This is a genomic window from Enterobacter sp. NFIX59, assembly GCF_900113755.1.
Taxonomy (GTDB): Bacteria; Pseudomonadota; Gammaproteobacteria; order Enterobacterales; family Enterobacteriaceae; genus Enterobacter; species Enterobacter pseudoroggenkampii.
Map to the genome: position 1 here is coordinate 897,034 of NZ_FOQN01000001.1, position 25,577 is coordinate 922,610.

At 55.0% G+C, this 25,577-nt stretch carries 29 protein-coding genes and 1 pseudogene; 15 read left to right on the top strand and 15 right to left on the bottom strand.

What is annotated here, in order from left to right:
- Window positions 1–58 precede the first annotated feature (58 nt).
- From flgJ to flgB, 9 genes are read right to left on the bottom strand one after another with little or no spacing between them, the layout of a single operon-like run.
- Window positions 59–1,012 (bottom strand): flagellar assembly peptidoglycan hydrolase FlgJ, encoded by a 954-nt coding sequence (gene flgJ, locus BM007_RS04315; protein WP_024909017.1) that lies wholly within the window; start codon window positions 1,010–1,012, stop codon window positions 59–61.
- Window positions 1,012–2,109 carry a flagellar basal body P-ring protein FlgI gene (locus BM007_RS04320; protein ID WP_029740346.1) on the bottom strand — a complete coding sequence of 366 codons (1,098 nt, stop codon included), beginning with the start codon at window positions 2,107–2,109 and terminating at the stop codon, window positions 1,012–1,014. The genes flgJ and BM007_RS04320 overlap by 1 nt, the downstream gene beginning before the upstream one ends.
- 12 nt (window positions 2,110–2,121) lie before the next feature.
- A complete protein-coding gene (gene flgH / locus BM007_RS04325; protein WP_024909015.1) occupies window positions 2,122–2,820 on the bottom strand; it encodes a flagellar basal body L-ring protein FlgH in 699 nt (232 codons plus the stop codon).
- Between the two features lie 57 nt (window positions 2,821–2,877).
- Window positions 2,878–3,660, bottom strand: a complete 783-nt coding sequence (gene flgG / locus BM007_RS04330; RefSeq protein WP_008500810.1) for a flagellar basal-body rod protein FlgG — start codon at window positions 3,658–3,660, stop codon at window positions 2,878–2,880.
- 11 nt (window positions 3,661–3,671) lie between these two features.
- Entirely contained in the window at window positions 3,672–4,427 is a 756-nt protein-coding gene (locus BM007_RS04335) for a flagellar basal body rod protein FlgF (RefSeq protein ID WP_008500811.1), read from the bottom strand.
- A gap of 20 nt (window positions 4,428–4,447) precedes the next feature.
- Complete coding sequence (gene flgE / locus BM007_RS04340; protein ID WP_024909013.1) at window positions 4,448–5,698, bottom strand: flagellar hook protein FlgE; 1,251 nt, start codon at window positions 5,696–5,698, stop codon at window positions 4,448–4,450.
- A 26-nt stretch (window positions 5,699–5,724) separates the two neighbouring features.
- On the bottom strand, window positions 5,725–6,435 hold the full coding sequence (gene flgD, locus BM007_RS04345; RefSeq protein WP_048990267.1) for a flagellar hook assembly protein FlgD: 711 nt from the start codon (window positions 6,433–6,435) through the stop codon (window positions 5,725–5,727).
- Between the two features lie 11 nt (window positions 6,436–6,446).
- On the bottom strand, window positions 6,447–6,851 hold the full coding sequence (gene flgC, locus BM007_RS04350) for a flagellar basal body rod protein FlgC (RefSeq protein WP_008500814.1): 405 nt from the start codon (window positions 6,849–6,851) through the stop codon (window positions 6,447–6,449).
- A 3-nt stretch (window positions 6,852–6,854) separates the two neighbouring features.
- A complete protein-coding gene (gene flgB / locus BM007_RS04355) occupies window positions 6,855–7,271 on the bottom strand; it encodes a flagellar basal body rod protein FlgB (protein ID WP_023311135.1) in 417 nt (138 codons plus the stop codon).
- Window positions 7,272–7,428: 157 nt separating this feature from the next.
- Between flgB and flgA the strand changes: the two genes are divergently transcribed.
- The 3 genes from flgA (at window position 7,429) to flgN (ending at window position 8,905) form a co-directional block, all read left to right on the top strand.
- Window positions 7,429–8,088 (top strand): flagellar basal body P-ring formation chaperone FlgA, encoded by a 660-nt coding sequence (gene flgA, locus BM007_RS04360; RefSeq protein ID WP_024909011.1) that lies wholly within the window; start codon window positions 7,429–7,431, stop codon window positions 8,086–8,088.
- Between the two features lie 93 nt (window positions 8,089–8,181).
- Window positions 8,182–8,475, top strand: coding sequence for a flagellar biosynthesis anti-sigma factor FlgM (flgM, locus tag BM007_RS04365; protein ID WP_032650838.1), 294 nt, complete (start codon window positions 8,182–8,184; stop codon window positions 8,473–8,475).
- Window positions 8,476–8,479: 4 nt separating this feature from the next.
- Complete coding sequence (gene flgN, locus BM007_RS04370; protein WP_008500818.1) at window positions 8,480–8,905, top strand: flagella biosynthesis chaperone FlgN; 426 nt, start codon at window positions 8,480–8,482, stop codon at window positions 8,903–8,905.
- Window positions 8,906–8,964: 59 nt separating this feature from the next.
- Here the strand turns inward: flgN and murJ are convergent, their stop codons facing one another.
- From murJ to rimJ, 4 genes are all read right to left on the bottom strand, one after another.
- A complete protein-coding gene (gene murJ / locus BM007_RS04375) occupies window positions 8,965–10,500 on the bottom strand; it encodes a murein biosynthesis integral membrane protein MurJ (protein ID WP_024909009.1) in 1,536 nt (511 codons plus the stop codon).
- A 129-nt stretch (window positions 10,501–10,629) separates the two neighbouring features.
- Window positions 10,630–11,553 carry a Gfo/Idh/MocA family protein gene (locus BM007_RS04380; RefSeq protein WP_090417362.1) on the bottom strand — a complete coding sequence of 308 codons (924 nt, stop codon included), beginning with the start codon at window positions 11,551–11,553 and terminating at the stop codon, window positions 10,630–10,632.
- Between the two features lie 2 nt (window positions 11,554–11,555).
- On the bottom strand, window positions 11,556–12,206 hold the full coding sequence (locus BM007_RS04385; protein WP_090417364.1) for a YceH family protein: 651 nt from the start codon (window positions 12,204–12,206) through the stop codon (window positions 11,556–11,558).
- Between the two features lie 9 nt (window positions 12,207–12,215).
- The gene (gene rimJ, locus BM007_RS04390; RefSeq protein WP_008500822.1) at window positions 12,216–12,800 is read right to left on the bottom strand and encodes a ribosomal protein S5-alanine N-acetyltransferase; all 585 of its coding nucleotides are present in this window, start codon (window positions 12,798–12,800) and stop codon (window positions 12,216–12,218) included.
- A gap of 236 nt (window positions 12,801–13,036) precedes the next feature.
- Between rimJ and mdtH the strand changes: the two genes are divergently transcribed.
- From mdtH to BM007_RS04440, 9 genes are all read left to right on the top strand, one after another.
- Entirely contained in the window at window positions 13,037–14,245 is a 1,209-nt protein-coding gene (mdtH, locus tag BM007_RS04395) for a multidrug efflux MFS transporter MdtH (RefSeq protein WP_090417366.1), read from the top strand.
- A 123-nt stretch (window positions 14,246–14,368) separates the two neighbouring features.
- The gene (locus tag BM007_RS04400; RefSeq protein WP_023311126.1) at window positions 14,369–14,929 is read left to right on the top strand and encodes a lipoprotein; all 561 of its coding nucleotides are present in this window, start codon (window positions 14,369–14,371) and stop codon (window positions 14,927–14,929) included.
- Window positions 14,930–15,055: 126 nt separating this feature from the next.
- Complete coding sequence (pyrC, locus tag BM007_RS04410; RefSeq protein WP_032650832.1) at window positions 15,056–16,102, top strand: dihydroorotase; 1,047 nt, start codon at window positions 15,056–15,058, stop codon at window positions 16,100–16,102.
- 74 nt (window positions 16,103–16,176) lie between these two features.
- Window positions 16,177–16,422 (top strand): DNA damage-inducible protein I, encoded by a 246-nt coding sequence (gene dinI / locus BM007_RS04415; RefSeq protein ID WP_008500826.1) that lies wholly within the window; start codon window positions 16,177–16,179, stop codon window positions 16,420–16,422.
- Between the two features lie 274 nt (window positions 16,423–16,696).
- Window positions 16,697–16,951: a biofilm formation regulator BssS gene (bssS, locus tag BM007_RS04420; protein ID WP_008500827.1), complete on the top strand. Its 255-nt coding sequence runs from the start codon at window positions 16,697–16,699 to the stop codon at window positions 16,949–16,951.
- Window positions 16,952–17,067: 116 nt separating this feature from the next.
- Window positions 17,068–18,186 (top strand): N-methyl-L-tryptophan oxidase, encoded by a 1,119-nt coding sequence (solA, locus tag BM007_RS04425; protein ID WP_090417368.1) that lies wholly within the window; start codon window positions 17,068–17,070, stop codon window positions 18,184–18,186.
- A 59-nt stretch (window positions 18,187–18,245) separates the two neighbouring features.
- The gene (locus BM007_RS04430; protein WP_032645429.1) at window positions 18,246–18,359 is read left to right on the top strand and encodes a DUF2770 family protein; all 114 of its coding nucleotides are present in this window, start codon (window positions 18,246–18,248) and stop codon (window positions 18,357–18,359) included.
- Window positions 18,360–18,567: 208 nt separating this feature from the next.
- On the top strand, window positions 18,568–19,134 hold the full coding sequence (locus BM007_RS04435) for a cytochrome b (protein ID WP_090418219.1): 567 nt from the start codon (window positions 18,568–18,570) through the stop codon (window positions 19,132–19,134).
- Window position 19,135: 1 nt separating this feature from the next.
- Window positions 19,136–19,714 (top strand): YceI family protein, encoded by a 579-nt coding sequence (locus BM007_RS04440; RefSeq protein ID WP_090417370.1) that lies wholly within the window; start codon window positions 19,136–19,138, stop codon window positions 19,712–19,714.
- 41 nt (window positions 19,715–19,755) lie between these two features.
- On the opposite strand, the gene BM007_RS04445 is transcribed toward BM007_RS04440, so the two are convergent.
- Complete coding sequence (locus BM007_RS04445; protein ID WP_024909001.1) at window positions 19,756–20,805, bottom strand: oxygen-dependent tRNA uridine(34) hydroxylase TrhO; 1,050 nt, start codon at window positions 20,803–20,805, stop codon at window positions 19,756–19,758.
- Window positions 20,806–21,026: 221 nt separating this feature from the next.
- On the opposite strand from BM007_RS04445, the gene BM007_RS04450 reads away from it, so the two are divergent.
- The 3 genes and pseudogenes from BM007_RS04450 (at window position 21,027) to BM007_RS04460 (ending at window position 24,199) form a co-directional block, all read left to right on the top strand.
- A complete protein-coding gene (locus BM007_RS04450; protein ID WP_090417373.1) occupies window positions 21,027–21,953 on the top strand; it encodes a Kdo(2)-lipid IV(A) acyltransferase in 927 nt (308 codons plus the stop codon).
- Window positions 21,954–22,096: 143 nt separating this feature from the next.
- Entirely contained in the window at window positions 22,097–23,314 is a 1,218-nt protein-coding gene (mdtG, locus tag BM007_RS04455) for a multidrug efflux MFS transporter MdtG (protein WP_090417375.1), read from the top strand.
- Window positions 23,315–23,495: 181 nt separating this feature from the next.
- A pseudogene (locus tag BM007_RS04460) lies at window positions 23,496–24,199 on the top strand (integrase core domain-containing protein).
- Window positions 24,200–24,647: 448 nt separating this feature from the next.
- Here BM007_RS04460 and BM007_RS04470 read toward each other — a convergent pair.
- Window positions 24,648–25,214 (bottom strand): DUF2778 domain-containing protein, encoded by a 567-nt coding sequence (locus BM007_RS04470; protein WP_322742063.1) that lies wholly within the window; start codon window positions 25,212–25,214, stop codon window positions 24,648–24,650.
- Between the last annotated feature and the right edge of the window lie 363 nt (window positions 25,215–25,577).

A 25,577-nucleotide genomic window follows, 5' to 3' on the forward strand; every position in this document is an offset into this window, starting at 1 on the left:
GTTCAGACACGAGTCCTGATGAAGGTTATCGGCAACCTCCACCGGGACTTGAGAACTTTCAGAACAGATTTTCGATATCTGTGCTATAGGCTTTGCTGACCTTCTCGCCCATGGATTTCAGCTGCTGGATCATGCTGGTGAGCTTGCGTGCATAGTTCGGGTCGGTCGCGTAGCCCGCGTTTTGCAGCGCCTGAGCCCCCTGCTCCGCCGTCGCCGCCTGCGTAACGGCGGTATAACGCGGATTTCGGCTCAGCAGGCCGACATAATCGGACAAGGCTTCCAGATAAGAGCTGTAGACGCGGAATTTGGCTTTGACCTTCACCGCCGCACCGTTCTCGTATTCGGTGGTCGTGATCTCCGTTGTCGGCCCCTTCCAGCTGGAGGTGGCCTTCACGCCGAAAATGTTGAAGCTCGGCTCGCCGTTTTCCTTGCGGATCTGACGCTGACCCCAGCCCGACTCCAGCGCGGCCTGCGCCAGAATCAGGTGATGCGGCACGCCGCTCTGTTCGCTGGCAAGGCGCGCAGGCAGAGAAAGCTGCGCCAGGAAGTCTTTGCTGTCACCGGAGAGCGGCTCATCGCCGCTGCCCGTGGCTTTTGGCATCGCTTTACGCACCAGCTGCGTCAGGGCCTGGTTCTGATAGCTGGTCACCGTTTCCAGGTCGAACTTCATCGGCACCTGCTGCGGCTGCTCCTGAGGCTGAATGCCCTGCGCGGCTTCGGTCTGTTTCACAATCATGTCAGCCAGACCGAGGCCTTTACCCGCAGTCATCTGCTGCGCAATCTGCTGGTCATACATGCTGGTGTAGAGACGCGTTGAATCACTGCTGAACATCCCGTCTTTCGGCAGGGTTTCGCGCATGCTTTTCAGCATCATCTGTACAAACATCCCTTCCACCTGGCGGGCGACCGGGCGGATATTCGCCGCCGGGTCTTTACCTGCTTTGGTTTTCAGCTCGTTGAGCGACTGGGCGTCCCAGGCTGCACTGGTCAACAGTTTGCTATCGGTCAGCATTAGATGATTTCCAGTTTGGCGCGCAGGCAGCCCGCGCTTTGCATCGATTGCAGGATGGACATCAGATCCATCGGCGTTGCCCCCAGGGCATTCAGGGCACGCACCACGCTGTTCAGGTTGGCGCTGGAGCGCACGCTTTGCAGTGACCCGCCGCTCTGACGCATATCAATTTGCGTTTGCGGCGTCACCACCGTCTGACCGCCACCAAATGGCGTATTCGGCTGGCTCACGTTCGCGGAGCGGTTTACCGTCACGGAGAGGTTACCCTGCGCCACGGCGCAGCTGTCGAGCGACACTTCCCGGTTCATGACCACCGAGCCGGTACGGGAGTTGATGATCACCTTCGCATCCTGGACCGGAACATTCACTTCCATATTCTGGATATCTGCCAGCATGCGCACCTGGTTGCTGCTGCCGGTAGAGGTACGGATCTGTACAGTGCGCGCATCGAGTGCCGTTGCATTACCGTAGCCGCGGCTGCGGTTGATGGTATCGGCAATCTGCTGCGCCATCGTGAAGTCTTCATTATTGAGCTGCAGGTTAATGGTATTGCCCGCGCCAAACTGGGTCGGCAGTTCACGCTCAATGATCGCCCCGTTGGTAATCCGTCCGCCGTTGAGCTGGTTCACCTGCACGCTGCTTCCGCCTGCGGATGCTCCCGCACCGCCGACCAGAATGTTCCCCTGCGCCAGCGCATAGACCTGGCTGTCGACGCCTTTCAGCGGGGTCATCAGCAGCGTACCGCCGCGCAGGCTTTTGGCGTTACCCATTGAGGAGACCACCACGTCAATGGTTTGTCCCTGGCGCGCAAACGCCGGGTAGGACGCGGTGACCATTACTGCCGCCACGTTTTTCAGCTGCATGTTGGTTCCCGCCGGCACGGTAATGCCGAGCTGGGAAAGCATGTTGTTCAGGCTTTGGGTGGTGAACGGCGTCTGGGTCGTCTGGTCACCGGTACCATCCAGACCCACCACCAGACCGTAGCCAATCAGGGAGTTTTCACGTACGCCCTGAACGCTGGTGAGGTCGCGAATACGGTCAGCCTGGGCAAACGTTGCCACCAGCGCAAGCGCCACGGCGAAGATCGATTTAAACATGGGTCACCTCGCTTACATCGGCGATAAATTAAGGAAGAAGCGCTGCAGCCAACCCATATTTTGCGCTTCATTGATATAGCCGTTACCGACGTACTCAATGCGCGCATCCGCCACCTGGGTGGACGGAACGGTGTTGGTGCCGCTGATGGTGCGAGGGTTAACCACGCCCGAGAAGCGAATGAATTCAGTGCCCTGGTTGATGGCGATCTGTTTTTCACCCACAACGTGTAAGTTGCCGTTAACCAGAACCTGGTCAACCGTGACCGTCAGCGTACCGCTGAAGGTGTTGCTGGCGTTCGCGCCGCCTTTGCCGTTAAAGGTGTTGCCGCCGGACGCGTTCACATCAGCACGCGCGTTGCCGAACAGCCCTTCGAGATAACGTGGCACGGTATCGAAGCCAAAATTGGTTTTGCCATCGCGGCTGGCATTCGCCGACGAGCTCTTGCTCGCGCTGACGTTTTCCTGCAGCACAATGGTCAATGTATCGCCGACGTTACGCGGGCGGCGATCTTCAAACAGCGGTTGATAGCCGTAATTAATCGGCTGCGCGGTCTGGAAAATGGAGCCGTTTACCACTGGCGCAGGGCCAGGAACGGGCTGGGCAGTCGTCGCACCCTGGACCAATGGTTTGGACGGGATCAAAGCACACCCGCTGAGGGTGACAGCCAGAACAGTCAGTATCGGATAACGAAACGCCGCGTTTTTTTGCATTGCCTTCATCTTCGAAAACAGGGAGCCGGCGCGGCGTTTACCGCACCGGGCTACACCTTAGAGTTGCGTCAGTTTCTGCAGCATCTGGTCGGTCGTCGACACTGCTTTACTGTTAATTTCATACGCGCGCTGAACCTGGATCATATTCACCAGCTCTTCCGCCACGTTCACGTTGGAGGTTTCAACATAGCCCTGGTACAGCAGGCCCGCACCGTTCAGGCCCGGGGTGCTCTCATTTGGCGTACCAGAGGATTGCGTTTCGGTGTAGAGGTTCTCACCAATGCTTTCCAGACCGGTATCGTTCATGAAGGTGGTCAGGTTGAGCTGCCCAACCTGAACCGGCGCGGCCTGTCCCTGCTGGGTCACGCTGACCACACCGTCACGTCCGATGGTGATGCTCAGGGCGTTGGCCGGGATGGTGATCGCAGGCTGGACCTGGAAACCGCCCGCCGTCACCAGCTGGCCGTTCTGATCGACCTGGAACGAACCGTCGCGGGTATAAGCAGAGGTGCCGTCAGGCAGCTGCACCTGGAAGAAGCCCTGCCCTTTGATTGCCACGTCTTTACTGTTGTTGGTCTGAGACAGGTTGCCCTGACTGTGCAGACGCTCGGTGGCCACCGGGCGAACACCGGTACCGATCTGCAGGCCCGAAGGCAGAGTCGTCTGTTCAGAAGACTGCGCCCCCGGCTGGCGGATGGTTTGATAAAGCAAATCTTCGAAAACGGCGCGCTGACGCTTGAAACCATTGGTGCTCACGTTTGCCAGGTTGTTGGCAATCACGTCCATATTGGTTTGCTGGGCGTCCAGGCCTGTTTTCGCGATCCATAAAGAACTGATCATAAGGAGTCCTGTTAACTCATAGCCAGAAGTTGGTTAGCCTTGCCCGCGTTTTCATCCACGCTGCTGATGATCTTCATCTGCATTTCAAAGCGGCGGGCGCTGGCGATCATGTCGGTCATGGCTTCAACCGGCTTGACGTTACTGCCTTCCAGAACGCCGGACATCACGCGGATGCTCGGATCGGCCTGTAACGTGGCACCCCGCGTCGCCTGCGCCGCCTGGGTCAGACGGAACATGCCGTCATCGCCACGCTGCACCTCTTTGCCTTCCGCCTTAACCAGCTTCAGACGTCCGACGGGCGCAACGGTGTTGGCCGGGTCGCCCGGGTTCAGCGCCGAAATGGTGCCGTCCGCGGCGATAGTCAGCTCAGAGCCTTCCGGCACGGTCAGCGGACCCGCTTCCCCCATCACCGGATGCCCCTGAATCGTCAGCTGGCCCGTCGCGCTCACCTGGATGTTCCCGTTACGGGTATAGCCTTCGCTGCCGTCGGCCGTTTGCACCGCCAGCCAGCCGTCCTGCTGCAGGGCAACATCCAGCGGGCGTGAGGTATAGTCCATCTGGCCTGGCGTCATATCTGCGCCAGGGGTCGATGCCGTCACCAGCGTACGGGTTGGCAGAGAAAGCCCTTCTACCGGCACCGCGCGCAGCGCATTAAGCTGCGCGCGAAAGCCCGGCGTTGAGGCGTTTGCCAGGTTGCTGGCGGTAACGGCCTGCTGATTGAGCGTCTGGCTTGCCGCGCCCATCGCGGTATATATTGCGTGATCCATTGCGCTTTCCTGTTAGCCGCTTAACGCAGGTTAACCAGCGTGTTGAGGATCTGATCTTGGGTTTTGATGGTCTGCGCGTTCGACTGATAGTTACGCTGCGCGACGATCATGTTCACCAGTTCTTTACTCATATCCACGTTGGAGGCTTCCAGCGCGCCGTTGGTCAGCTTGCCGAAGTTACCGGTGCCCGCGGTACCCAGCAGCGCCACGCCGGAGGACTGAGAGGCAGACCAGACGTTGTCGCCTTCTGATTTCAGACCTTCGTTGTTGGCGAAGTTTGCCAGCACGATCTGACCCAGAACCTGAGACTGTTCGTTAGAGTAGCTTCCCACCACGGTGCCATCGTCGTTGATCTGGTAGCTCACCAGATCGCCTGGCTTGTAGCCGTTCTGATTGGTTGCCACAACGCTGTTCGCACCGGTGTTCTGCTGCATGGAGTTCAGGAAGCTCAGGGAGAAGGTCGCCGCCGTCGCACCGCTGACAGAACCCGTGGTGATGTTAATGGCCGGCGTGGCGTTTGGCGTTGCGCTCAGTACACCCGCAGCGTCGTAGTTATAGACACCCGCCAGGTTGCCGTTCGCATCAAAGTTCATCTGCGCCGCTTTCGCTGCTGTAGAACCTGCAACGCTGCCGTCCTGAGTGTAAAGATCCCATTTATTGTTGGCCGTCTTCACGTAGTAGACGTACATGTTATGGGCGTTACCCTGGCTGTCGAATACGGTCACGGTCCCTTTTTTGTTATAGGTGTCCGGGTTGGTCGCATCGAAAGGGGCAGTTTGAACAGGGTCGGTTGAGTTCAGGTTGATCTGCTGCGTCGCGGTGGTGGTCGATTTTGCCGCCATCAGGGTATTCGGGATAGTAATCGCCTGAGGGTTCGCACCGGTCTGAACGGTAGGCGGCGTACCCGCTACCGGGTAGCCCGTCAGCTGCATGCCCTGCATGTTCACCAGCGTACGGTTTTCGTCCAGCTTGAACTGGCCGTTACGGCTGTAGAACACGGAACCGTTGGAATCGACCATACGGAAGAAACCGTTCTGGCTGATGGCAACGTCCAGACCACGACCGGTGTTGGTGGTGGTGCCGTCGCTAAAGTCCTGAGTGATGCCCGCAACTTTCACGCCCAGACCCACTTTGGAACCGGCAAACATGTCTGCAAATGATGCAGAACCGGATTTAAAACCATAGGTCGCGGAGTTGGCGATGTTGTTGCCAATGACGTCCAGGTTGGTGGCCGCAGCATTCAGGCCGCTGACCGCTTGAGAAAAGGCCATGACTTACTCCTGATAAGTGATAAGGCTTAGATAATCTGCCGAACTTCGTCGAGTGTGGTGGAACCCGAGGTTCCCAAATCCAGTTTGTTGCCGTCGCTTCCTTTAATCACGCCCTGGACCAGCGCGAACTGCAGCGGCTGCGCTACCAACTGGGTTGTCCCGTTGCTGGCGCTGATCGCTACTTTGTAGGAACCGTTTGGTGCTTTCGTGCCGTCGGTCAGGCTGCCATCCCACGTAAAGGTGTGAACGCCCGCCTTCAGCTCACCGATATCAATGGTGCGAACCACCACGTTATTGGCATCCATGATCGTTGCAGTCACCTTCTCAGCCGGCTGCTGGAGCTCAACGCCAAACGGCGTGGTCGTCGTGGTGGTATTGCCGTCGGTGGTGCTGGTGCCTGCCAGAATCGTGGTTCCCGGGATCATCACCCCGTGGCCAATCAGGCTTGCCGCCTGCAGAGACTGGGCGCTGTTAATCTGCCCAGAGACGGAACCGAGGGTGGTGTTCAGTTTCTCAATGCCGCTCACGGTACTGATCTGCGCAAGCTGCGTGGTCAGTTCGTTGTTCTGCATTGGGTTGGTGGGATCCTGGTTCTTAAGCTGCGCCACCAGCAGCGTCAGAAAGCTGCCCTGAAGATCGGCGGCGTTACTCCCCGTCAGGGAGTTAGAACCCGTCGTACTCTTGGTGTTGTTAACACCCGAGTTCGTAGGATCATTCACATTTACGGCGATGGACATGCATGTCTCCTTTACTGGCCGAGAGTGAGTGTTTTGAGCATCATGCTCTTCACGGTATTAAGCACTTCGACGTTGGCCTGGTAGCTACGGGAAGCCGACATGGAGTTCACCATCTCACCCACCACATCCACGTTTGGCATCTTCACGTATCCGCTGGCATCCGCGAGCGGGTTACCCGGCTCATACACCAGCCTGTCAGGCGCCTGGCTCTCTACCACATCAGACACCTTCACGCCGCCCGTCGCCGCGCCCGGCGCAGCATCGACCTGAAAGACAACCTGTTTGGCACGATAAGGCTGGCCGTCGGGTCCGGTGACGCTGTCGGCGTTTGCCAGGTTACTGGCAGCCACGTTCAGGCGTTTGGACTGCGCGGTTAACGCCGAACCGGCGATATCAAAAATATTCAACAAGGCCATCTATCAGTTCCCCCCCTGCAGGACGTTCATCATGCCTTTGATTTGTCCGCCGAGTACGGTCAGGCCCGTCTGGTATTTCAGGCTGTTATCGGCAAACTGCGTACGCTCCCGGTCCATATCCACGGTGTTACCGTCGAGTGAGGGCTGATCGGGAATGCGGTAAAGTAAATCGGTCGCTGGCGCGGTCATCGCCTGAGCAGGAATATGGCGAGAGGATGTCATGGCAAGTGCAACACCCGTTCCTTCGGCACGTCCACGCTCCATCACCTTTTTGAGTTCACTGGAAAAATCAATATCGCGCGCCTGAAACCCCGGGGTATCGGCGTTAGCGATGTTGGCGGCTAAAATCTCCTGCCGCTGGGCGCGTAAATTGAGCGCTTCCTGCTGAAAACGTAACGCGGCGTCGAGTTTATCGAGCATGTCTCCTCCGCTGATGGCAAAATTTCAGTTCACAGCTTAAATCTCACCCGGTCTCCCCTATCGACGGAATAAGCGCAAAATGCGTCGCTATTTATTGCGTTGATGCAAAACCACTGCAGGTAGAATTCATTCAACTCTGGAAACGGTGGAACTTGCGATGCAAACGTTAAAACGTGGCCTGATGGCAATTTTCTGGCTGTTTAGCCCGCTGGTGCAGGCTGAAGGCTTACAGGATCAGTTGACGGCTTTCTTTGCTGAGAAGCTGGCAGGCTTTAGCGATGACGTTACCGTTACCGTGCGCACGCCACCGAATCTGTACCCGACGTGTGACCAGCCTTCGTTCAGCGTGGTGGGGTTCACAAAGCTTTGGGGGAATGTGAACGTGCTGGCACGCTGCGCCAACGAAAAACGCTATTTACAGGTTGCAGTTCAGGCGACGGGCAATTATGTTGTCGCCGCCGTGCCCATTGCGCGCGGCAGCGTGCTGCAGACGAACAGCGTGACGTTAAAACGCGGTCGTCTGGATCAGCTGCCTCCACGCACCATGCTGGAAATAAACCAGGCACAGGACGCCGTCAGCCTGCGTGATGTTGCACCAGGCCAGCCGATACAGCTCTCAATGCTGCGCCAGGCATGGCGGATAAAAGCGGGCCAACAGGTGATGGTGGTGGCCAACGGAGAGGGCTTTAGTATCAACAGTGAAGGGAAAGCGTTAAATAATGCCGCGGTGGCGCAAAACATCCGCGTCAGAATGTCCTCAGGCCAGGTGGTGAGCGGAACCGTCGATTCTGATGGGAATATTCTGATTAACCTATAATCTTTTTAAAGATTTCGCGGCGCGTGCCGATAAATATTCCACTAATGATGATGTCAGGCGCAAACGCCGCGAACCCTCGATGAGGACAACACTATGAGCATTGATCGTACATCAGCCCTGAAGCCGGTAAGCGCTGTACAACCTCGCGAAACGAATGACACTCCTGCGCAAAAAACGCGTCTGGAAAAACCGTCAACGTCCAACAGCACCAGCGTGACCCTGAGCGATGCGCAGGCGAAACTGATGCAGCCAGGCACCAACGATATCAATATGGAACGTGTTGAAGCGCTGAAAACGGCTATTCGTAACGGTGAACTGAAAATGGATACCAGCAAGATCGCTGATGCCCTGATTCAGGAAGCACAGAGTTTCTTACAGAGTAACTAACCGTATGAGTCGACTGTCAGAAATACTGGATCAAATGACGGTTGTCCTGAACGACCTGAAAACGGTAATGGACGCTGAACAACAGCATCTCTCTTCCGGTCACATCAACGGCAGCGCGCTGCAGCGTATTACTGAAGATAAGAGTTCGCTTCTGGCGACGCTGGATTATCTGGAGCAACAACGCCGCGCTGAGCAGGATCCGAAGCGCAGCGCCAATGACGATATTATTGAGCGCTGGCAGACCATTACCGAAAAAACCCAGCACCTGCGCGATCTTAACCAGCATAACGGCTGGCTACTGGAAGGTCAGATTGAGCGTAATCAGCAGGCACTTGAGGTGTTGAAACCGCATAAAGAAACCGGACTGTACGGTGCGGATGGTCAGACAGCGACTGCGCGTATTGCGGGTGTGAAAAAGATTTCGATTTGACGCATCAGCGACAAATCATGCAGTGGGGAGCACCATAAGGTGAACTCCCCTTTTGGCGTTTATGCCGTCCGACGGGCAAACTCTTTCACTTTGAAGCCCAGCACCGCGAGCGTGGCAAAGTACGCCACCACCCCGACGCCCACCACGGCCATCAGCCGCATCAGACGGTAGGGCATGGTGCCCTGAGACCACTCCGGCATCACGTACATCATGCCGAGCAGCGCGGCAGACATCACCAGTACCGCCACGATCAGACGCACCAGGAAACTTCCCCAGCCCGGCTGCGGCGTAAAGATATCCTGCTTGCGCAGCTGCCAGTACAGCAGTCCGGCATTCAGACAGGCCGCCAGACCAATCGATAATGACAGGCCCGCATGCTTCAGCGGACCAATAAACGCCAGGTTCATCAGCTGCGTCATAATCAGCGTCACAATGGCAATTTTCACCGGCGTTTTGATGTCCTGACGCGAGTAGAACCCGGGCGCCAGCACCTTGACGACGATCAGCCCCATCAATCCGACCGAGTAGGCAATCAGCGCGCGCTGGGTCATGGCGGCATCAAAGGCGGTGAATTTCCCGTACTGGAAGAGCGACACCGTCAGCGGTTTGGCCAGAATACCCAGCGCCACCGCGCTTGGCAGGGCCAGCAGGAAGCAGAGACGTAACCCCCAGTCCATCAGGCGGCAATACTCATCATGATTACCGCTGGCAAAACTTTTCGACAGCGACGGCAGCAGGATGGTCCCCAGCGCCACGCCCAGCACTCCGGACGGGAACTCCATCAGACGGTCGGCGTAGTACATCCAGGAAACCGAGCCGGAAACGAGGAACGAGGCAAAGATGGTGTTGATAATCAGCGAGATCTGGCTGACGGAGACGCCGAGAATAGCGGGCCCCATCTGCTTGATGACGCGCATCGCCCCGGCATCTTTGAGATTGATGCGCGGCAGCACCAGCATGCCGATTTTTTTCAGATGCGGCAGCTGATACGCCAGCTGCAGCACGCCGCCCACGGTGACCGCCCAGGCCAGCGCCAGCACCGGCGGGTTGAAGTGCGGCGCAGCGAACAGGGCAAAGCCGATCATGCTGACGTTGAGAAACGTTGGCGCAAACGCCGGAACAGAGAAGCGGTTCCAGGTATTCAGGATCGCCCCCACCAGCGAGGCCAGCGAGATCAGCAGAATATAGGGGAAAGTAATGCGCAGCAGCTGCGAGGTGAGCGCAAACTTGTCGGCCGTATCGGCAAAACCTGGCGCGGTTACCATAATCACCCACGGCGCGGCCAGCATCCCGAGTACCGTCACCACCGCCAAAGCCAGCGTCAGCAGCCCGGAGACATAAGAAACAAAGACGCGCGTCGCGTCTTCACCCTGCTTGCTTTTATATTCCGCCAGGATAGGCACGAATGCCTGGGAAAACGCCCCTTCAGCAAAAATACGACGCAGCAGGTTCGGCAACTTGAACGCGACGAAAAAGGCGTCCGTGGCCATCCCTGCACCAAATACCCTTGCCACAATGGCGTCGCGCGCAAAACCCAGCACGCGGGAAAACATGGTCATCGAGCTGACGGCCGCCAGCGATTTTAATAAGTTCATTAACGTGAATTTCCAGAACCATACGGATTTGTAGGCCAGGTGAGCCTAAGCGCCACCCGGCAAAGCCAACAAGCGGCGCTTAGTCTAACCGGATTTCAACGAATTACTATCCGCAGATGTTACAGCGAGTTATTCGCTCATGGCCTCGCGCCAGAGCCTTTCCACAATGCGCTGCGCCATAATGGCCTGCTCGCCGGACGTTTCAGGAACCGTCTGATTTTGCACGCAGGTGATAAAGTGACGGACACAACCGGCAAAACCGCGCTGTTCAAGCGTGCTCTGCCAGCCAGGGGCAGGTAGCGTCACCACGCCGCTGCCCTTCTCTTCCCACCATTCACGCATGTCGGTTATGTCGTACAACGCGCCGTCTGTGACGGCCTGGACGGATTCACGCTGACTCCCCGCACGACGATGCATGCTGGTCGTGATCTGTAGATGGTCAATCGCGAAATGATGTTCGGCGTAGACCATTTCACCCTGCTCGTTCGTAAGTAGCGTGCCACTTTGCAGCTGTGCATTGCCGCTGGCGAGCCACAGCGCCGTATCCACAACGTGCAGATAATCATCCAGCAGCGTGAAGCGCAAATCGTTTGGCCCAATGCTGTCGGTACGGTGCTTATCCATCCGCAGCGAGGCGAGCGTGCCCGACTGCGCCTTCAGCTGTTGATAAAGCGGCGCAAAGCGGCGGTTGAAGCCCACCATCAGCGTCAGTTTTTTGCGCGCGGCCAGCTCAATCAGCCGTTCGGCATCCTGAACATTTTCAGCCAGCGGTTTATCCACGCAGACGTGAACCCCCAAATTGAGCAGCTCGCTCACCACCTGATAGTGGGTTGCCGTTGAGGTATGAACAAAAACCGCATCACACTCGCGGGCCAGATCCTGCAGGGAGGCAGCATACGGCATGCGCCAGGTTTCGCAGATACGTTCTGCCTTTTCTCGGGTGGGTGACCATGCCCCTTGCAGGGTCCAGTCCGTCGCCGCACCTAAAACAGGCAGCCAGGCTTTTTGCGCGATGCCGCCCAGCCCCACCACGCCTACGCGTAATTTTTTCACCGTCAGTCTCCTAAATGTGCCAGCAACGCATCCAGACGCTGTTTCAGCCCGGCGACCTCGTCTTCCAGCGCCTCTACGCGCGCGGCAAGGCTGTCATTGCTTGCTGAGGCTCCCGCGTCGCTCTCCATGGTAGCGACATCGACGTCACCGCTGAACAGATGCATATAGCGGCTTTCGCGTTTGCCCGGCTCGCGCGCCAGACGCACCACGTATGGACCGTCTTCGCGAGAAGCCAGCCCTTCCAGGGTCTGCTCGACCTCCTGCATATCGCTGAACTCATGCATACGGGAAGCGCGCGTGCGCAGTTCCCCCGGTGTCTGCGCCCCGCGCAGCAACAGCGTGGTGATGACCGCCACTTCCGCACTGCTCAGCTTCAGGTCCCCAAATTCGGAGTTACAAAAGCGCTGTTCGTATTTGGTCACGCGGTTGCCGAAGCCGCTGACGGTGCGCAGATAGTGGCGTTTTACCAATGCATCGAGCACGTCCTGAACCTCATGCTCGCTGAGGTTCATCACCGGCTCGCGGTTGGTCTTCTGGTTGCAGGCCATGGTCACGGCGTTGACAGAGAGCGGATACTGCTCCGGCGTGGTGACCTGTTTTTCGAGTAAGCACCCAATCACGCGCGCTTCTGTACCGTTTAGCTGATACTTCATCTTTTCTCCTTAACGACCTGCGGTCCAGTCCCGGGTGGTTAACGCCGTCAGAACGTGGTCGCGCCACTCTCCGTCTATCAACAGATAGTCTTTGGCGTAACCCTCTTTCTCGAACCCTAAACGCGCCAGCAAATTGCCGCTGCGCTGATTATGCGGCATATAGTTCGCCATGATGCGATGGATATGCTGCGTGCGTTGCATATAGCGGATCGCCACCGTTAACGCCTCGTACATCAGCCCCTGCCCCTGCCATTTCTGGCCGATGGAGTAGCCAAGGTAGCAGGCGTGAAACGATCCCCGCACCACGTTTGAAAAATTGGCGATCCCGATAATCTCTTTCTCTTCAGGATCCAGCAGCGCGAAATAAAACGCGCTGCCCTGCTTGTGAAATTCCGTAATCATGCTGAGGCGCGCCTGCCAGCCGGAAGGGTAACAATGGCTCTCATCCCGAACGGGTTCCCAGGGTTTTAAAAACTGGCGATTCTCGGCGTAATAATCCGCCAGACGCCAGGCATCACGCTCATGCACCAGACGAACGACCAGCCTGTCCGTTGTCAGACGCACTTTTGGCACATTACTGCGATAGCCAAACATCGTTACCACTCCTTCCCGTCACTTCTGCTTACCCATTAGCTTTACTATACCTGCGCCTGCGCCGTCTGTGAAAACAGTGACATACCATTTTGCCCTCTTTTCACACTTTTCGATGAGAACTCTCTATCAAAGCACCCTTTTGATAAAAAAATATTGTCGCGTTCAGGGGTGGGAAAAAACGCGGCGACACCGCAGAATGTTAGCGTGCTCACCATCTTATTTTCCCTGGAGGGAAAATGTCCCGCGTCTCACAGGCCAGGAGCCTGGGTAAATACTTCCTGCTCGTCGATAACATGCTGGTCGTGCTCGGCTTTTTTGTCGTTTTCCCGCTGATATCGATTCGCTTTGTCGATCAAATGGGCTGGGCGGCATTAATGGTCGGCATTGCTCTGGGGTTACGCCAGTTTGTCCAGCAGGGTCTGGGCGTCTTTGGTGGGGCCATTGCCGACCGCTTTGGCGCTAAACCGATGATCGTGACCGGTATGCTGCTGCGCGCGGCAGGCTTTGCCACGATGGCGGTCGCTCAGGAGCCGTGGCTGCTCTGGTTCTCCTGTTTCCTCTCCGGTATCGGGGGCACGCTGTTCGATCCGCCACGCACCGCGCTGGTGGTGAAGCTTATTCGCCCGCAGCACCGCGGCCGTTTCTTCTCGATTCTGATGATGCAGGACAGCGCCGGGGCGGTTGTCGGCGCCCTGCTGGGAAGCTGGCTGCTGCAGTATGACTTCCGTCTGGTCTGCGCGGCTGGGGCGGTGCTCTTTATTCTGTGCGCGCTGTTTAATGGCCTGTTCCTGCCCGCCTGGAAACTGTCGACGGTCAAAGCACCTGTCCGGGAAGGGCTTGGCCGCGTCATGCGCGACAAACGTTTTGTCACCTATGTGCTGACCCTGACGGGCTACTACATGCTGGCTGTGCAGGTCATGCTGATGCTGCCGATCATGGTTAACGACATTGCTGGTACGCCTGCTGCCGTTAAATGGATGTACGCCATCGAAGCCTGCCTGTCGTTAACGCTGCTTTATCCGATTGCCCGCTGGAGCGAACGACGTTTTCGTCTGGAGCATCGCCTGATGGCCGGGCTGTTCCTGATGACGCTGAGCATGATGCCGATCGGCCTGGTGAACTCTCTCCAGCAGCTGTTTACCCTGATTTGCACCTTCTATATAGGGTCGATCATCGCCGAGCCTGCGCGTGAAACGCTGAGCGCCTCCCTTGCGGATGCGCGTGCGCGCGGCAGCTATATGGGTTTCAGCCGGCTGGGGCTGGCGCTTGGCGGCGCCTTAGGTTACGCCGGGGGCGGCTGGTTGTTTGATGCCGGCAAAGCGTTAAACCAGCCCGAACTCCCGTGGATGATGCTCGGCGTGGTGGGCTTTATGACGCTCCTTGCCCTGTGGTGGCAGTTCAGCCAGAAACGCAGCGCGAGCGGCATGCTCGAGCCTGGCGCGTAGCCTTTCCCTCGGGCGGGAGTCCCTCCCGCCCCACTTCTCAGTTTTTTCTGCTGGTTTCTGCCCATTCACGCTGACATACTGGCGTAACAGGACAGAAGCGCCGATTTTTCGTTGAGGAACACTATGAAGAAAATTGTCTTTGCCGCTGCATTAGTTGTCAGCGGTCTGCTGGTTGGCTGTAACCAGCTCACGCAATATACCGTCAGTGAACAGGAAATTAATCAGGCGCTGGAAAAACATAACAATTTTTCTAAAGACATTGGCGTGCCGGGGCTGGCGGACGCGCATATCGTGCTCACGAATCTGACCAGCCAGATCGGACGTGAAGAGCCAAACAAAGTCACCCTGGCCGGTGACGCGGATCTTGATATGTCCTCCCTCTTTGGCAATCAGAAAGCCAACATCAAGCTCAAGCTGAAGGCACTCCCCGTTTTTAACAAAGAGAAAGGGGCGATTTTCCTCCAGGAGATGGAAGTCGTCGATGCGCAGGTGTCGCCGGACAAGATGGCGCCGGTTCTGCAAACCCTGATGCCCTATCTCAACCAGTCGCTGCGTAATTATTTCAACCAGCAGCCCGCGTACGTCTTAAGCGAAGATAAAAGCAAGGGCGAAGCCCTGGCGAAAAAATACGCAAAAGGAATAGAGGTTAAGCCGGGTGAAATCATCATTCCTTTCACCGATTAACCTGAAGGGCGCTGCGGCGCCCTTTTTTTTACGGAAAAGTGTGCAAACGAAAACGTTTCCGCTTATGATTTGTGTCCGGCAAAAACAGCCATCCTTATGACTGATTCCTGACAAGCCGGAGCTTCCATGACTGCACAACCCCAGGTTCTTAAAATCCGCCGCCCTGACGACTGGCATATCCATCTGCGTGATGGCGATATGCTGAAAACCGTCGTGCCTTATACCAGCGAAATTTATGGCCGCGCGATTGTCATGCCTAACCTGGTTCCACCAGTCACCACCGTCGATGCCGCGATAGCCTATCGTCAGCGCATCCTGGATGCCGTGCCTGCGGGACACGATTTTACCCCGTTGATGACCTGCTATCTGACCGACTCGCTGGACCCTAACGAAGTGGAGCGTGGGTTTAACGAAGGCGTATTTACGGCGGCGAAACTCTATCCGGCGAATGCCACCACCAACTCCAGCCACGGCGTCACCAGCATTGATGCCATCATGCCGGTTCTGGAGCGCATGCAGAAACTGGGCATGCCGCTGCTGGTCCATGGTGAAGTCACGCATGCCGAAATTGACATCTTTGACCGTGAAGCCCGGTTTATCGAGACCGTGATGGAGCCTCTGCGCCAGCGCCTGCCCGCGCTTAAAGTGGTCTTTGAGCATATCACCACCAAAGACGCGGCAGAGTACGTGCGCGACGGCAACGATCTTATCGCCGCCACCATTACGCCGCAGCACCTGATGTTTAACCGTAACCACATGCTGGTGGGCGGGGTGCGCCCTCACCTGTACTGCCTGCCGATTCTCAAGCGCAACATCCACCAGCAGGCGCTGCGCGAGCTGGTTGCCAGCGGGTTCTCCCGCGCGTTCCTCGGCACCGACTCCGCGCCTCACGCCCGCCACCGTAAAGAGGCAAGCTGCGGCTGCGCAGGCTGCTTCAACGCCCCAACGGCGCTTGCCAGCTACGCGACCGTATTTGAAGAGATGAACGCGCTGGAACATTTCGAAGCGTTCTGCTCCCTTAACGGCCCGCGCTTCTACGGCCTGCCGGTCAACGACAGCTTCATCGAACTGGAGCGTAAAGCGAGCCACGTTGAGGAGTCCATTGCACTCACGGATGATACGCTGATCCCCTTCCTGGCGGGCGAAACCGTTAACTGGACGGTAAAACGTTAAAAAATCAATGCCCCTTGTTGTCAAACCGATAATATACCTGTATAAATAAACAGTATATTACACAGGGGGCATTTATGCGTATTGAAGTCACCATAGCCAAAACAACTGTTCTGCCTGCCGGCGCGCTTGATGCACTGGCAGGCGAATTATCCCGCCGTATTAACAACACCTTTCCCGACAACGCGGGTGCCGTAACGGTGCGTTACGCCGCGGCGAACAACCTCTCCGTCATTGGTGCGGCGAAAGAAGATAAAGATCGCATCAGCGAAATCCTGCAGGAAACGTGGGAAAGCGCAGACGACTGGTTTATCACAGATTAATACTGCTCCCTCATTGTGTTTTTTTGCCGGGTCGCCCCGGCTTTTTTTTGTCTAAAAATACGGTAAGTTCAAATTAATTCGGCATCTTCTTTAAGAATCGTGAACAAGATGGTGTTTTATTGTTCGAACAATCCTAAAAAGCAGAAAAATGTGTTGCCACCTGTTTATTTTTCCCTTCGGAACCCTTATTACTTGGTATACTGAAGATGCTTTCAGAAAAACATGCATTGAACCTCAAAGCCGTTGTCTTCTAACACGCATTAAGGGGGTTATAATGGAAAAGAATAGTGAAGTGATCCAGACCCATCCACTTGTTGGCTGGGATATCAGTACCGTAGATAGCTACGATGCGCTGATGCTGCGTTTGCACTACCAGACCCCGAATCAACTCAACCGTGAAGAAGCGGAAGTTGGACAGACGCTGTGGCTAACAACAGACGTCGCCCGTCAGTTTATTTCTATTTTAGAGGCAGGTATTGCAAAAATAGAATCTGGCGACTATCAGGAAAATGAGTATAAACGGCACTAAGCTTATGCCCACTTTTCTCTCTACAGGCACCCTCGCGGTGCCTTATTTATTTCTCCCTTGTCTAACTCCGCGTTGTTAATTACTCTGCTAACAAAACGTCAGTTTATGAGATGCATATGAGATACGACTTAATCATTATTGGTAGCGGCTCCGTGGGTTCCGCTGCCGGTTATTACGCAACACAGGCAGGTCTGAAGGTCCTGATGATCGATGCCCACCGCCCTCCCCATGCGGAAGGCAGCCATCATGGCGATACCCGCCTCATGCGCCATGCATATGGAGAAGGCGAGCGCTATGTCCCGCTGGTGCTTCGCGCCCAGACGCTGTGGGATGAACTGGCGAAACAGACCGAAGAGCGTATTTTCGAGCGTACCGGGGTTATCAACCTTGGCCCGGCTCATTCGGAATTTCTTGCCGGCGTCGAGCGCAGCGCGAAAGCCTTTAATCTGGACGTTGAGAAGCTTGACGCAACGGGCATAACCGCGCGCTGGCCTGAAATTAGCGTCCCGGACGATTATATTGGCCTCTTTGAAGCCCACTCCGGCGTACTGCATTGTGAAACAGCGATCAAAACCTGGGTCGACCTTGCCGCGAAAGCTGGCTGTGCACAGCTGTTTAACTGTCCGGTGGAGGCCATCACCCATGACGAGAATGGCGTCACGGTAACGACCCTTGACGGTGAATATTCCGCGGTTCGCCTGCTCGTCAGCGCAGGAACCTGGGTCACTCGCCTGCTGCCGGACCTGCCGATCCAGCCGGTGCGCAAGGTCTTCTCCTGGTTCCAGTCGGATGGTCGCTACAGCGTGCAGAATAAATTCCCGGCCTTCACCGGGGAATTACCGAATGGCGATCAGTTCTACGGTTTCCCTTCCGAGAAAGACGCGCTGAAAATTGGTAAACACAACGGGGGCCAGGCGATCACCTCCCCTGAAGAGCGTAAGCCTTTCGGCGCCTTTCCTCAGGATGGTTCGGAAGCCTTCTCATTCCTGCGGAATATTCTTCCGGGCGTCGGTGGCTTGCTGTATGGCGCAGCCTGTACCTACGACAACACGCCGGATGAAGACTTCATCATTGATACGCTGCCCGGGCATGACAACACCCTGCTCATCACCGGGCTGAGCGGCCACGGCTTTAAATTCGCTTCCGTGCTGGGTGAAATCGCCGCGCAGTTTGCTCAGGGTATCACGCCGCAGTTTGATCTGACGCCCTTCTCACTCTCGCGTTTTAACGGATAATCCACACGGGCTCCGGACGTCCCGGGGCCCGTTTCACTCACACTGCATTACGGGGCGTTATGCGCAGGATCGTTAGCTTTCTGATGAATAATATTCGCGAGCACTTCATGCTCTATCTCTTATTGTGGGCGCTACTCGCCATTATTGATTTTGTTTACATTGTATTTTATTGAAAAGCCCGACTGACAATAATTGACATTTATTTAGCTTTATTGAAACTCTCAATTTCATCTTGCACGAAGACATTGAATTACCTTTATCAATCCTGTTCAAAAGTGCTGAAATAAATAAAATAAAAATCAATAGACAATTATTTCAGTTGCAATATCCCGCCTTCCCGTTCATTTTTACTTTCCGGTTAATTTGAAAATGGACATTCTGATGCAATTGCGTAACTCCTCCCGGCGCTACGGAATAATATCCATAAGTTTGCACTGGATATTTGCTCTTGCCGTCTACGGTATGTTTGGACTTGGGCTCTGGATGGTCACGCTCAGCTATTACGATGGCTGGTATCACCAGGCACCGGAGTTACATAAAAGCATTGGTGTCCTGCTGATGCTGGGCCTGGTTTTCCGCGTGATCTGGCGACATATTTCCCCACCGCCTGCCGCGCCGAAGACCCACAGCAAATTTACCCGCGTCGGTGCAGTCGCCGCGCATATTGCGCTCTATGCGCTGCTCTTCGCCATTCTGATTAGCGGATACCTTATCTCGACGGCGGACGGTAAGCCGATTAGCGTCTTTGGCCTTTTTGACGTCCCGGCAACGCTCAGCGATGCGGGCGCTCAGGCTGATACCGCAGGGGTCGTACACCTCTGGCTTGCGTGGAGCGTCGTGATCCTGTCCGTACTGCACGGGCTCGCCGCCCTCAAACACCATTTTATTGATAAAGACGATACGCTAAAGCGCATGCTTGGCCGCTCGTCAGTTGACTCTGGAGCATAAAATGAAAAAACACCTGCTGGGTATCGCCCTGGGTTCTCTGTTATTCACCGCCGGTTCCGCCGTGGCGGCTGATTATAAAATTGATAAAGAGGGCCAGCACGCTTTCGTCAATTTCCGTATTCAGCATCTGGGATACAGCTGGCTGTACGGTACCTTTAAGGATTTTGACGGCACATTCACCTTTGACGAGAAAAATCCTGCCGCCGACAAGGTCAACGTGACCATTAATACTAACAGCGTTGATACCAATCATGCTGAACGAGATAAACATCTGCGCAGCGGGGAATTCCTCAATGTCGGGAAATACCCACAGGCTACTTTCACCTCCACGGAAGTGAAAAAAGACGGTGATAGGCTGAATATTACCGGCAACCTGACGCTTAACGGCGTAACAAAACCGGTCACGCTTGATGCTAAATTACTGGGTCAGGGTGACGACCCGTGGGGCGGTAAACGCGCAGGTTTTGAAGCAGCGGGTAAAATTCACCTGAAAGATTTTAATATCACAACCGATTTAGGCCCGGCGTCTCAGGACGTGGAGCTGATTATTTCCGTTGAAGGTGTACAGCAGAAATCATAATAGATTCGCCCGGCAGGCTTTTGCCGTGCCGGGCGTTATTATCATTCCGGGTCAGGGATACCCAGTTTGGTATTCAGACGGCCGCGGGATTTATTGAAAATCTTGTTGCCGTTTTCACGTCCTGCACGACGACGACGCTGCTCTTCTTCCGGCAGGATGCTCTCTTCGCTGCACAGCTCGCTACAGCAGCCGTTAAACTTCTCGGCACAGGCCGGGCACTGAATAAACAGCAGATGACACCCGTCGTTTTTGCAGTTGGTATGGGTATCGCACGGCGCGCCGCACTGGTGGCACTGGGCAATAACGTCTTCCGAGATACGCTCCCCCATACGCTCGTCAAAGACAAAGTTTTTCCCGATAAAGCGTACCGGTAAACCCTGTTCACGGGCGCGGCGGGCATACTCGATAATGCCGCCTTCAATATGCCAGACCTTATTAAAACCGTTGTGCTTCATCCACGCGCTGGCTTTCTCACAGCGGATACCGCCGGTGCAGTACATAACGATCTTTTTATCTTTATGTTCCTGCATCATCTCAACCGCTTTGGGCAGCTGCTCGCGGAAGGTGTCGGCCGGGATTTCCATCGCGTTCTCGAAATGCCCCACTTCGTACTCATAGTGGTTACGCATATCAATGAACACGGCATCCGGATCGTCCAGCATCGCATTCACTTCTGCAGCCTTCAGATATTCGCCGACATCCGCCGGGTTAAACTCAGGATCGTCGATACCGTCCGCCACGATGCGTTCACGCACCTTCATGCGCAGCACCCAGAAGGATTTCCCGTCATCATCCAGGGCAATGTTCAGGCGTAAGCCGTCGAGGGCCGGATCGAAGTGATAAAGAACGTCGCGGAAAGCGCTGACTTTGCTTTCCGGTACGCTAATCTGCGCGTTGATGCCTTCACGGGCAAGGTAGACGCGTCCGAAGACGTTCAGGGCCGTGAACGCCTGATAAAGCGCATCGCGGGTTGCCTGCGGATCGTTGATCGTGAAGTATTTGTAGAAAGAGATGGTGGTGCGCGGTTCGGTTTCAGCCAACATACGCGCTTTTAACATCTCATTCGACACGCGGTTGTGTAACACTGGCATGGTGTACAGTCCTGGAATCGTTAGAGAGAATGAAAAATCGGTCGGCATCATATAGCAAATAAAACTAATTTACATCCACACAATTTACGCTACATTTCACACACCCTGATTAATCAGGCTTAACAATTGCTGTATTCGTGCACGCTTCGAAAGCAGATATTTTGGCTACGTCTAAAAAAATGAGACACTAGCAAAACAGGACGTTTGAACACAGGAAAGACATGACCCAGTTACCAAAATTTACTGCCGCCCTTTTGCATCCCCGCTATTGGTTGACCTGGCTTGGCATTGGCTTTTTATGGCTCCTGGTACAGCTTCCCTACCCTGTAATTTTTCGGTTGGGTAAATTTCTGGGCCGTTTCGCGCAGCTGTTTATGAAGCGTCGCGCCAAAATCGCGTACCGCAATCTTGAGCTCTGTTTTCCGCAGATGAGCGAGACAGATCGTCACGATATGGTCTCGAAGAATTTCGAATCCGTCGGGATGGGGCTCATGGAAACCGGTATGGCGTGGTTCTGGCCAGACAAACGCATGGCCCGCTGGAGCGAGGTGACGGGAACCGGCATGGATCCGGTGCATACGCTTCAGGCCAACCAGACGGGCGTTCTGCTGATCGGCGTCCATTTTCTGACGCTGGAAATCGGGGCACGCATGTTCGGCATGCAGGCACCCGGCATTGGCGTTTATCGTCCTAACGATAACCCGGTCATCGATTTAATCCAGACCAACGGCCGCATGCGCTCCAACAAAAGCATGATCGACCGTAAGGATCTGAAGGGCATGATCCGCGCGCTGAAATCCGGTGAAGTGGTCTGGTATGCCCCCGACCACGACTATGGTCCGCAGGCCAGCGTATTTGTCCCCTTCTTCGCCGTTGACGAGGCCGCCACAACCACCGGCACCTGGATGCTGGCGCGGATGTCCAAAGCTGCCATCGTGCCTTTTGTTCCTCGCCGTAAACCGGATGGTTCAGGCTACGAGCTGATGATGCTGGAGCCGGAACTCGCGCCGCCGCTTGACGATGCAGAAACCACCGCGCGCTGGATGAACAGCGTTGTGGAGAAGTGCATCATGCTCGCCCCGGAGCAGTATATGTGGCTGCACCGTCGCTTTAAAACGCGGCCAAAAGGCACGCCGTCCCGCTATTGATTTTCAACGTGCGGCCCTCAGGGCCGCATGCTGTTTTAGCTTTAAAAGCTCCCCCTCATTGCGGCAATCATAACCCAGGCGCATAATTAGCATGCTTATTACTTCATGCTTCAGGTGCTCAGCACCTCATTATGCGGATTGTTATGTCACCCTCAGATGCCCCCATAAACTGGAAGCGTAACCTCACGGTTGCTTGGCTTGGCTGTTTTCTTACCGGCGCGGCGTTTAGCCTGGTCATGCCCTTCCTGCCGCTCTACGTCGAACAGCTGGGCGTGACGGGTCACAGCGCGCTCAATATGTGGTCCGGCCTGGTATTCAGCATCACGTTCCTGTTTTCTGCGATAGCCTCGCCCTTCTGGGGCGGCCTTGCCGATCGCAAGGGACGTAAAATCATGCTGCTGCGCTCGGCGCTGGGGATGGCCATTATCATGGCGCTGATGGGCGTGGCGCAAAACGTCTGGCAGTTCCTGATCCTCCGCGCGCTGCTGGGCCTGCTGGGGGGCTTTATTCCCAATGCCAATGCCCTGATTGCCACACAAATTCCCCGCCATAAGAGCGGCTGGGCGCTGGGCACGCTTTCAACCGGCGGCGTGAGCGGCGCCCTGCTGGGGCCACTGGCCGGTGGACTCCTGGCCGATAGCTATGGCCTGCGGCCGGTTTTCTTTATCACCGCCAGCGTGCTGTTCCTGTGCTTTATCGTCACCCTGCTCTGTATTCGGGAAAACTTCACGCCTGTCGCCAAAAAAGAGATGCTCCACGCCAGGGAGGTGCTGACCTCGCTTAGAAATCCCAGACTGGTGCTGAGCCTGTTCGTGACGACAATGATTATCCAGGTGGCTACCGGGTCGATTGCCCCTATTCTGACGCTGTACGTTCGCGACCTGGCGGGTAACGTCAGCAATATTGCGTTCATCAGCGGGCTGATTGCCTCCGTACCCGGCGTGGCGGCGCTACTGAGCGCCCCGAGGCTGGGAAAACTGGGGGACCGGGTGGGTCCGGAAAAAATCCTGATCTGCGCGCTGGTGATTTCCGTCCTGCTGCTTATCCCGATGTCGATGGTGCAAACGCCATGGCAGCTGGGCGTCCTGCGCTTTTTGCTGGGTGCCGCCGACGGCGCGTTGCTGCCCGCCGTACAGACCCTGCTGGTCTACAACTCCACGAACCAGATTGCCGGGCGTATTTTCAGCTATAACCAGTCATTCCGGGATATTGGTAACGTCACCGGACCGCTGCTCGGGGCCGGGATCTCTGCCAGCTTCGGCTTTCGCGCCGTCTTTATCGTGACGGCGGGCGTCGTGTTGTTCAATGCCATTTATTCGTGGTTCAGTTTATCCCGCGCGTTACGGCCCGTGACGGAATAAGACGAACGCCTGAAGCTTATTTTCGCATTCATACTTGCAGAATCTTATATTCAGCTATTCTTTCCCTGAAACCTTCTGGAAAACAGGGAGACACTAATGACCATGTACGCTGACCTGCTCCTCGTTGATTAAGACACCGCGATGTAAGTAATGTCTTCATAAGCCACATGAGGACATCCCCATGAAGAAGCGTTTTTCCGACGAACAGATCATCAGTATCCTCCGCGAAGCTGAAGCAGGGGTTTCTGCCCGTGAGCTCTGCCGCAAGTACGCCATTTCCAACGCCACCTATTATACCTGGCGTAAGAAGCTGCTTGCCGAAGCCATGCTGGATAAGGAGGCTCTTCAGTGGCCCTGGGGCGAAAGTACTGACGACAGACCAGAAGCGGGAAGCCGTGGTATTGATGTGTGATGCGACCGGTCGCAGGATCAAGTGCCTGACCTGTGTGGACGACTTCACGAAGGAGTGCCTGACATTACCATCGCATTCGGGATTTCAGGCGTTCAGGTCACGCGTATTCTGGACAGCATTGCACTGTTTCGAGGCTATCCGGCGACGATAAGAACTGACCAGGGGCCGGAGTTCACCTGCCGTGCAATGGATCAATGGGCTTTTGAGCATGGTATTGAACTGCGCTTAATCCAGCCGGGCAAGCCAACGCAGAACGGATTTATTGAGAGCTTTAACGGGCGATTTCGCGATGAATGTCTGAATGAGCACAGGTTCAGTGATATCGTTCACGCAAGGAAAGTCATTAATGACTGGCGGCAGGATTATAACGATGTCGTCCACATTCAGCACTGAATTATCAGACGCCATCAGAGTTTGCAGCACGGTGGCGGAATGGAAAATGTGAAAGTAAACAAACCGACATTACTAACTGATGGTTGTATCTAATACGGGGGGCAGGTCAGGACGGTTATCACATTGCCAATAACTTCATAAACAAAATCGTTAATAATATATTTTTCCATAAACTCACCTCATCTATTGTTGATGTATTTATTGTTATAGTCAGTAATTAAGTACCAAAAAACACCCTCACCATATACAGTGAGGGTACTTAATAAAATGAGGTATTAGCGATTGGCCTGAAACTTTCTTAGTACCAAACGTGTGAGCAAGAACAGTATGATAGCGTAGATAAGTACCATCAGGATTAAGGCGATGAACCTTACCGGATCTGCATCAGCTTCATATGAACCACTCAGGCCGGAACCGAAAGTACTATAGGCGGTATCCATGACCCATTGCGTTAGTCCATTGAGAGGCTTACCGAAACTTGATAGCCACCATGCAAAGACAATACAGATACTGTATATGGCCGCATTCTTAACGAATCCTGCACTTCGCATAGTCGCTCCCCCCTTGCACATCAACATAACCATATGCCATCAATCCAGTCCTTGATCCTGGTACTTTAACCTTTTTAGTACGGAGCAACTGACTACGTACAGTATAGAAATCGGGTCGATTGACGAAAGTAATACACCCCTCAGAGAAACCAGAACCATCCGGCCTGAGTGGATGTAACCGGAAACTACCACGCGATACACCGTTAATCATTATGCTATCTGTCATGGTTTGAGCACTGAAGAGTGCAAACCATTCGGAGTGGTCATTACCTGTGATTGTATCAACGCCCCATGCCCGGATCTTATTCAATGTAGAGCCAGTTGGCCTATCAACTATCCAGTACCGTCCAGTAGGTATTGCACTGTTTGGTAAGTACGCACAGTTGGGATCATTGGTATATGGGTTTTGCCCACTGAATGCAGAGAAAGTTCCTATTCCATAGACGTGTAATTTGGCATAGCCATTTTTATCAATGTCGTCGTATGTCATCCTCATTATTTGCATTTTGTTTTCCCTGCTGTTTGCATAGGGCGATTCTATCATGTGTCGAGTAATCGAACATCACCACTATAAGGTAGGTAAGTACGCGAAGGGATTCAACAGCCCGCAACCCTGACAAGGAGCAAGGCGACGCGTAATTACTCGCAAAGACTTTAGGTACGTAGTACCGACCCCAATCACTTTGATTCAGTACTATCATCTGTCGAGCAAAGTGAGTAATAACGCCTTGCGGGTTTTCGAGTACTGGCGTGACCTGCCTCCATCGGTAGATACATCTTGTTTATTATTCGGAGGTTTATTACTGTTATGTGGAATATGGATAGGGAGAAACATGGGAAGGATTCATGAGCTACAACTCGCTTATACTGAACAAACTTGATGCTGATCGCTACATGGCTAACCTGC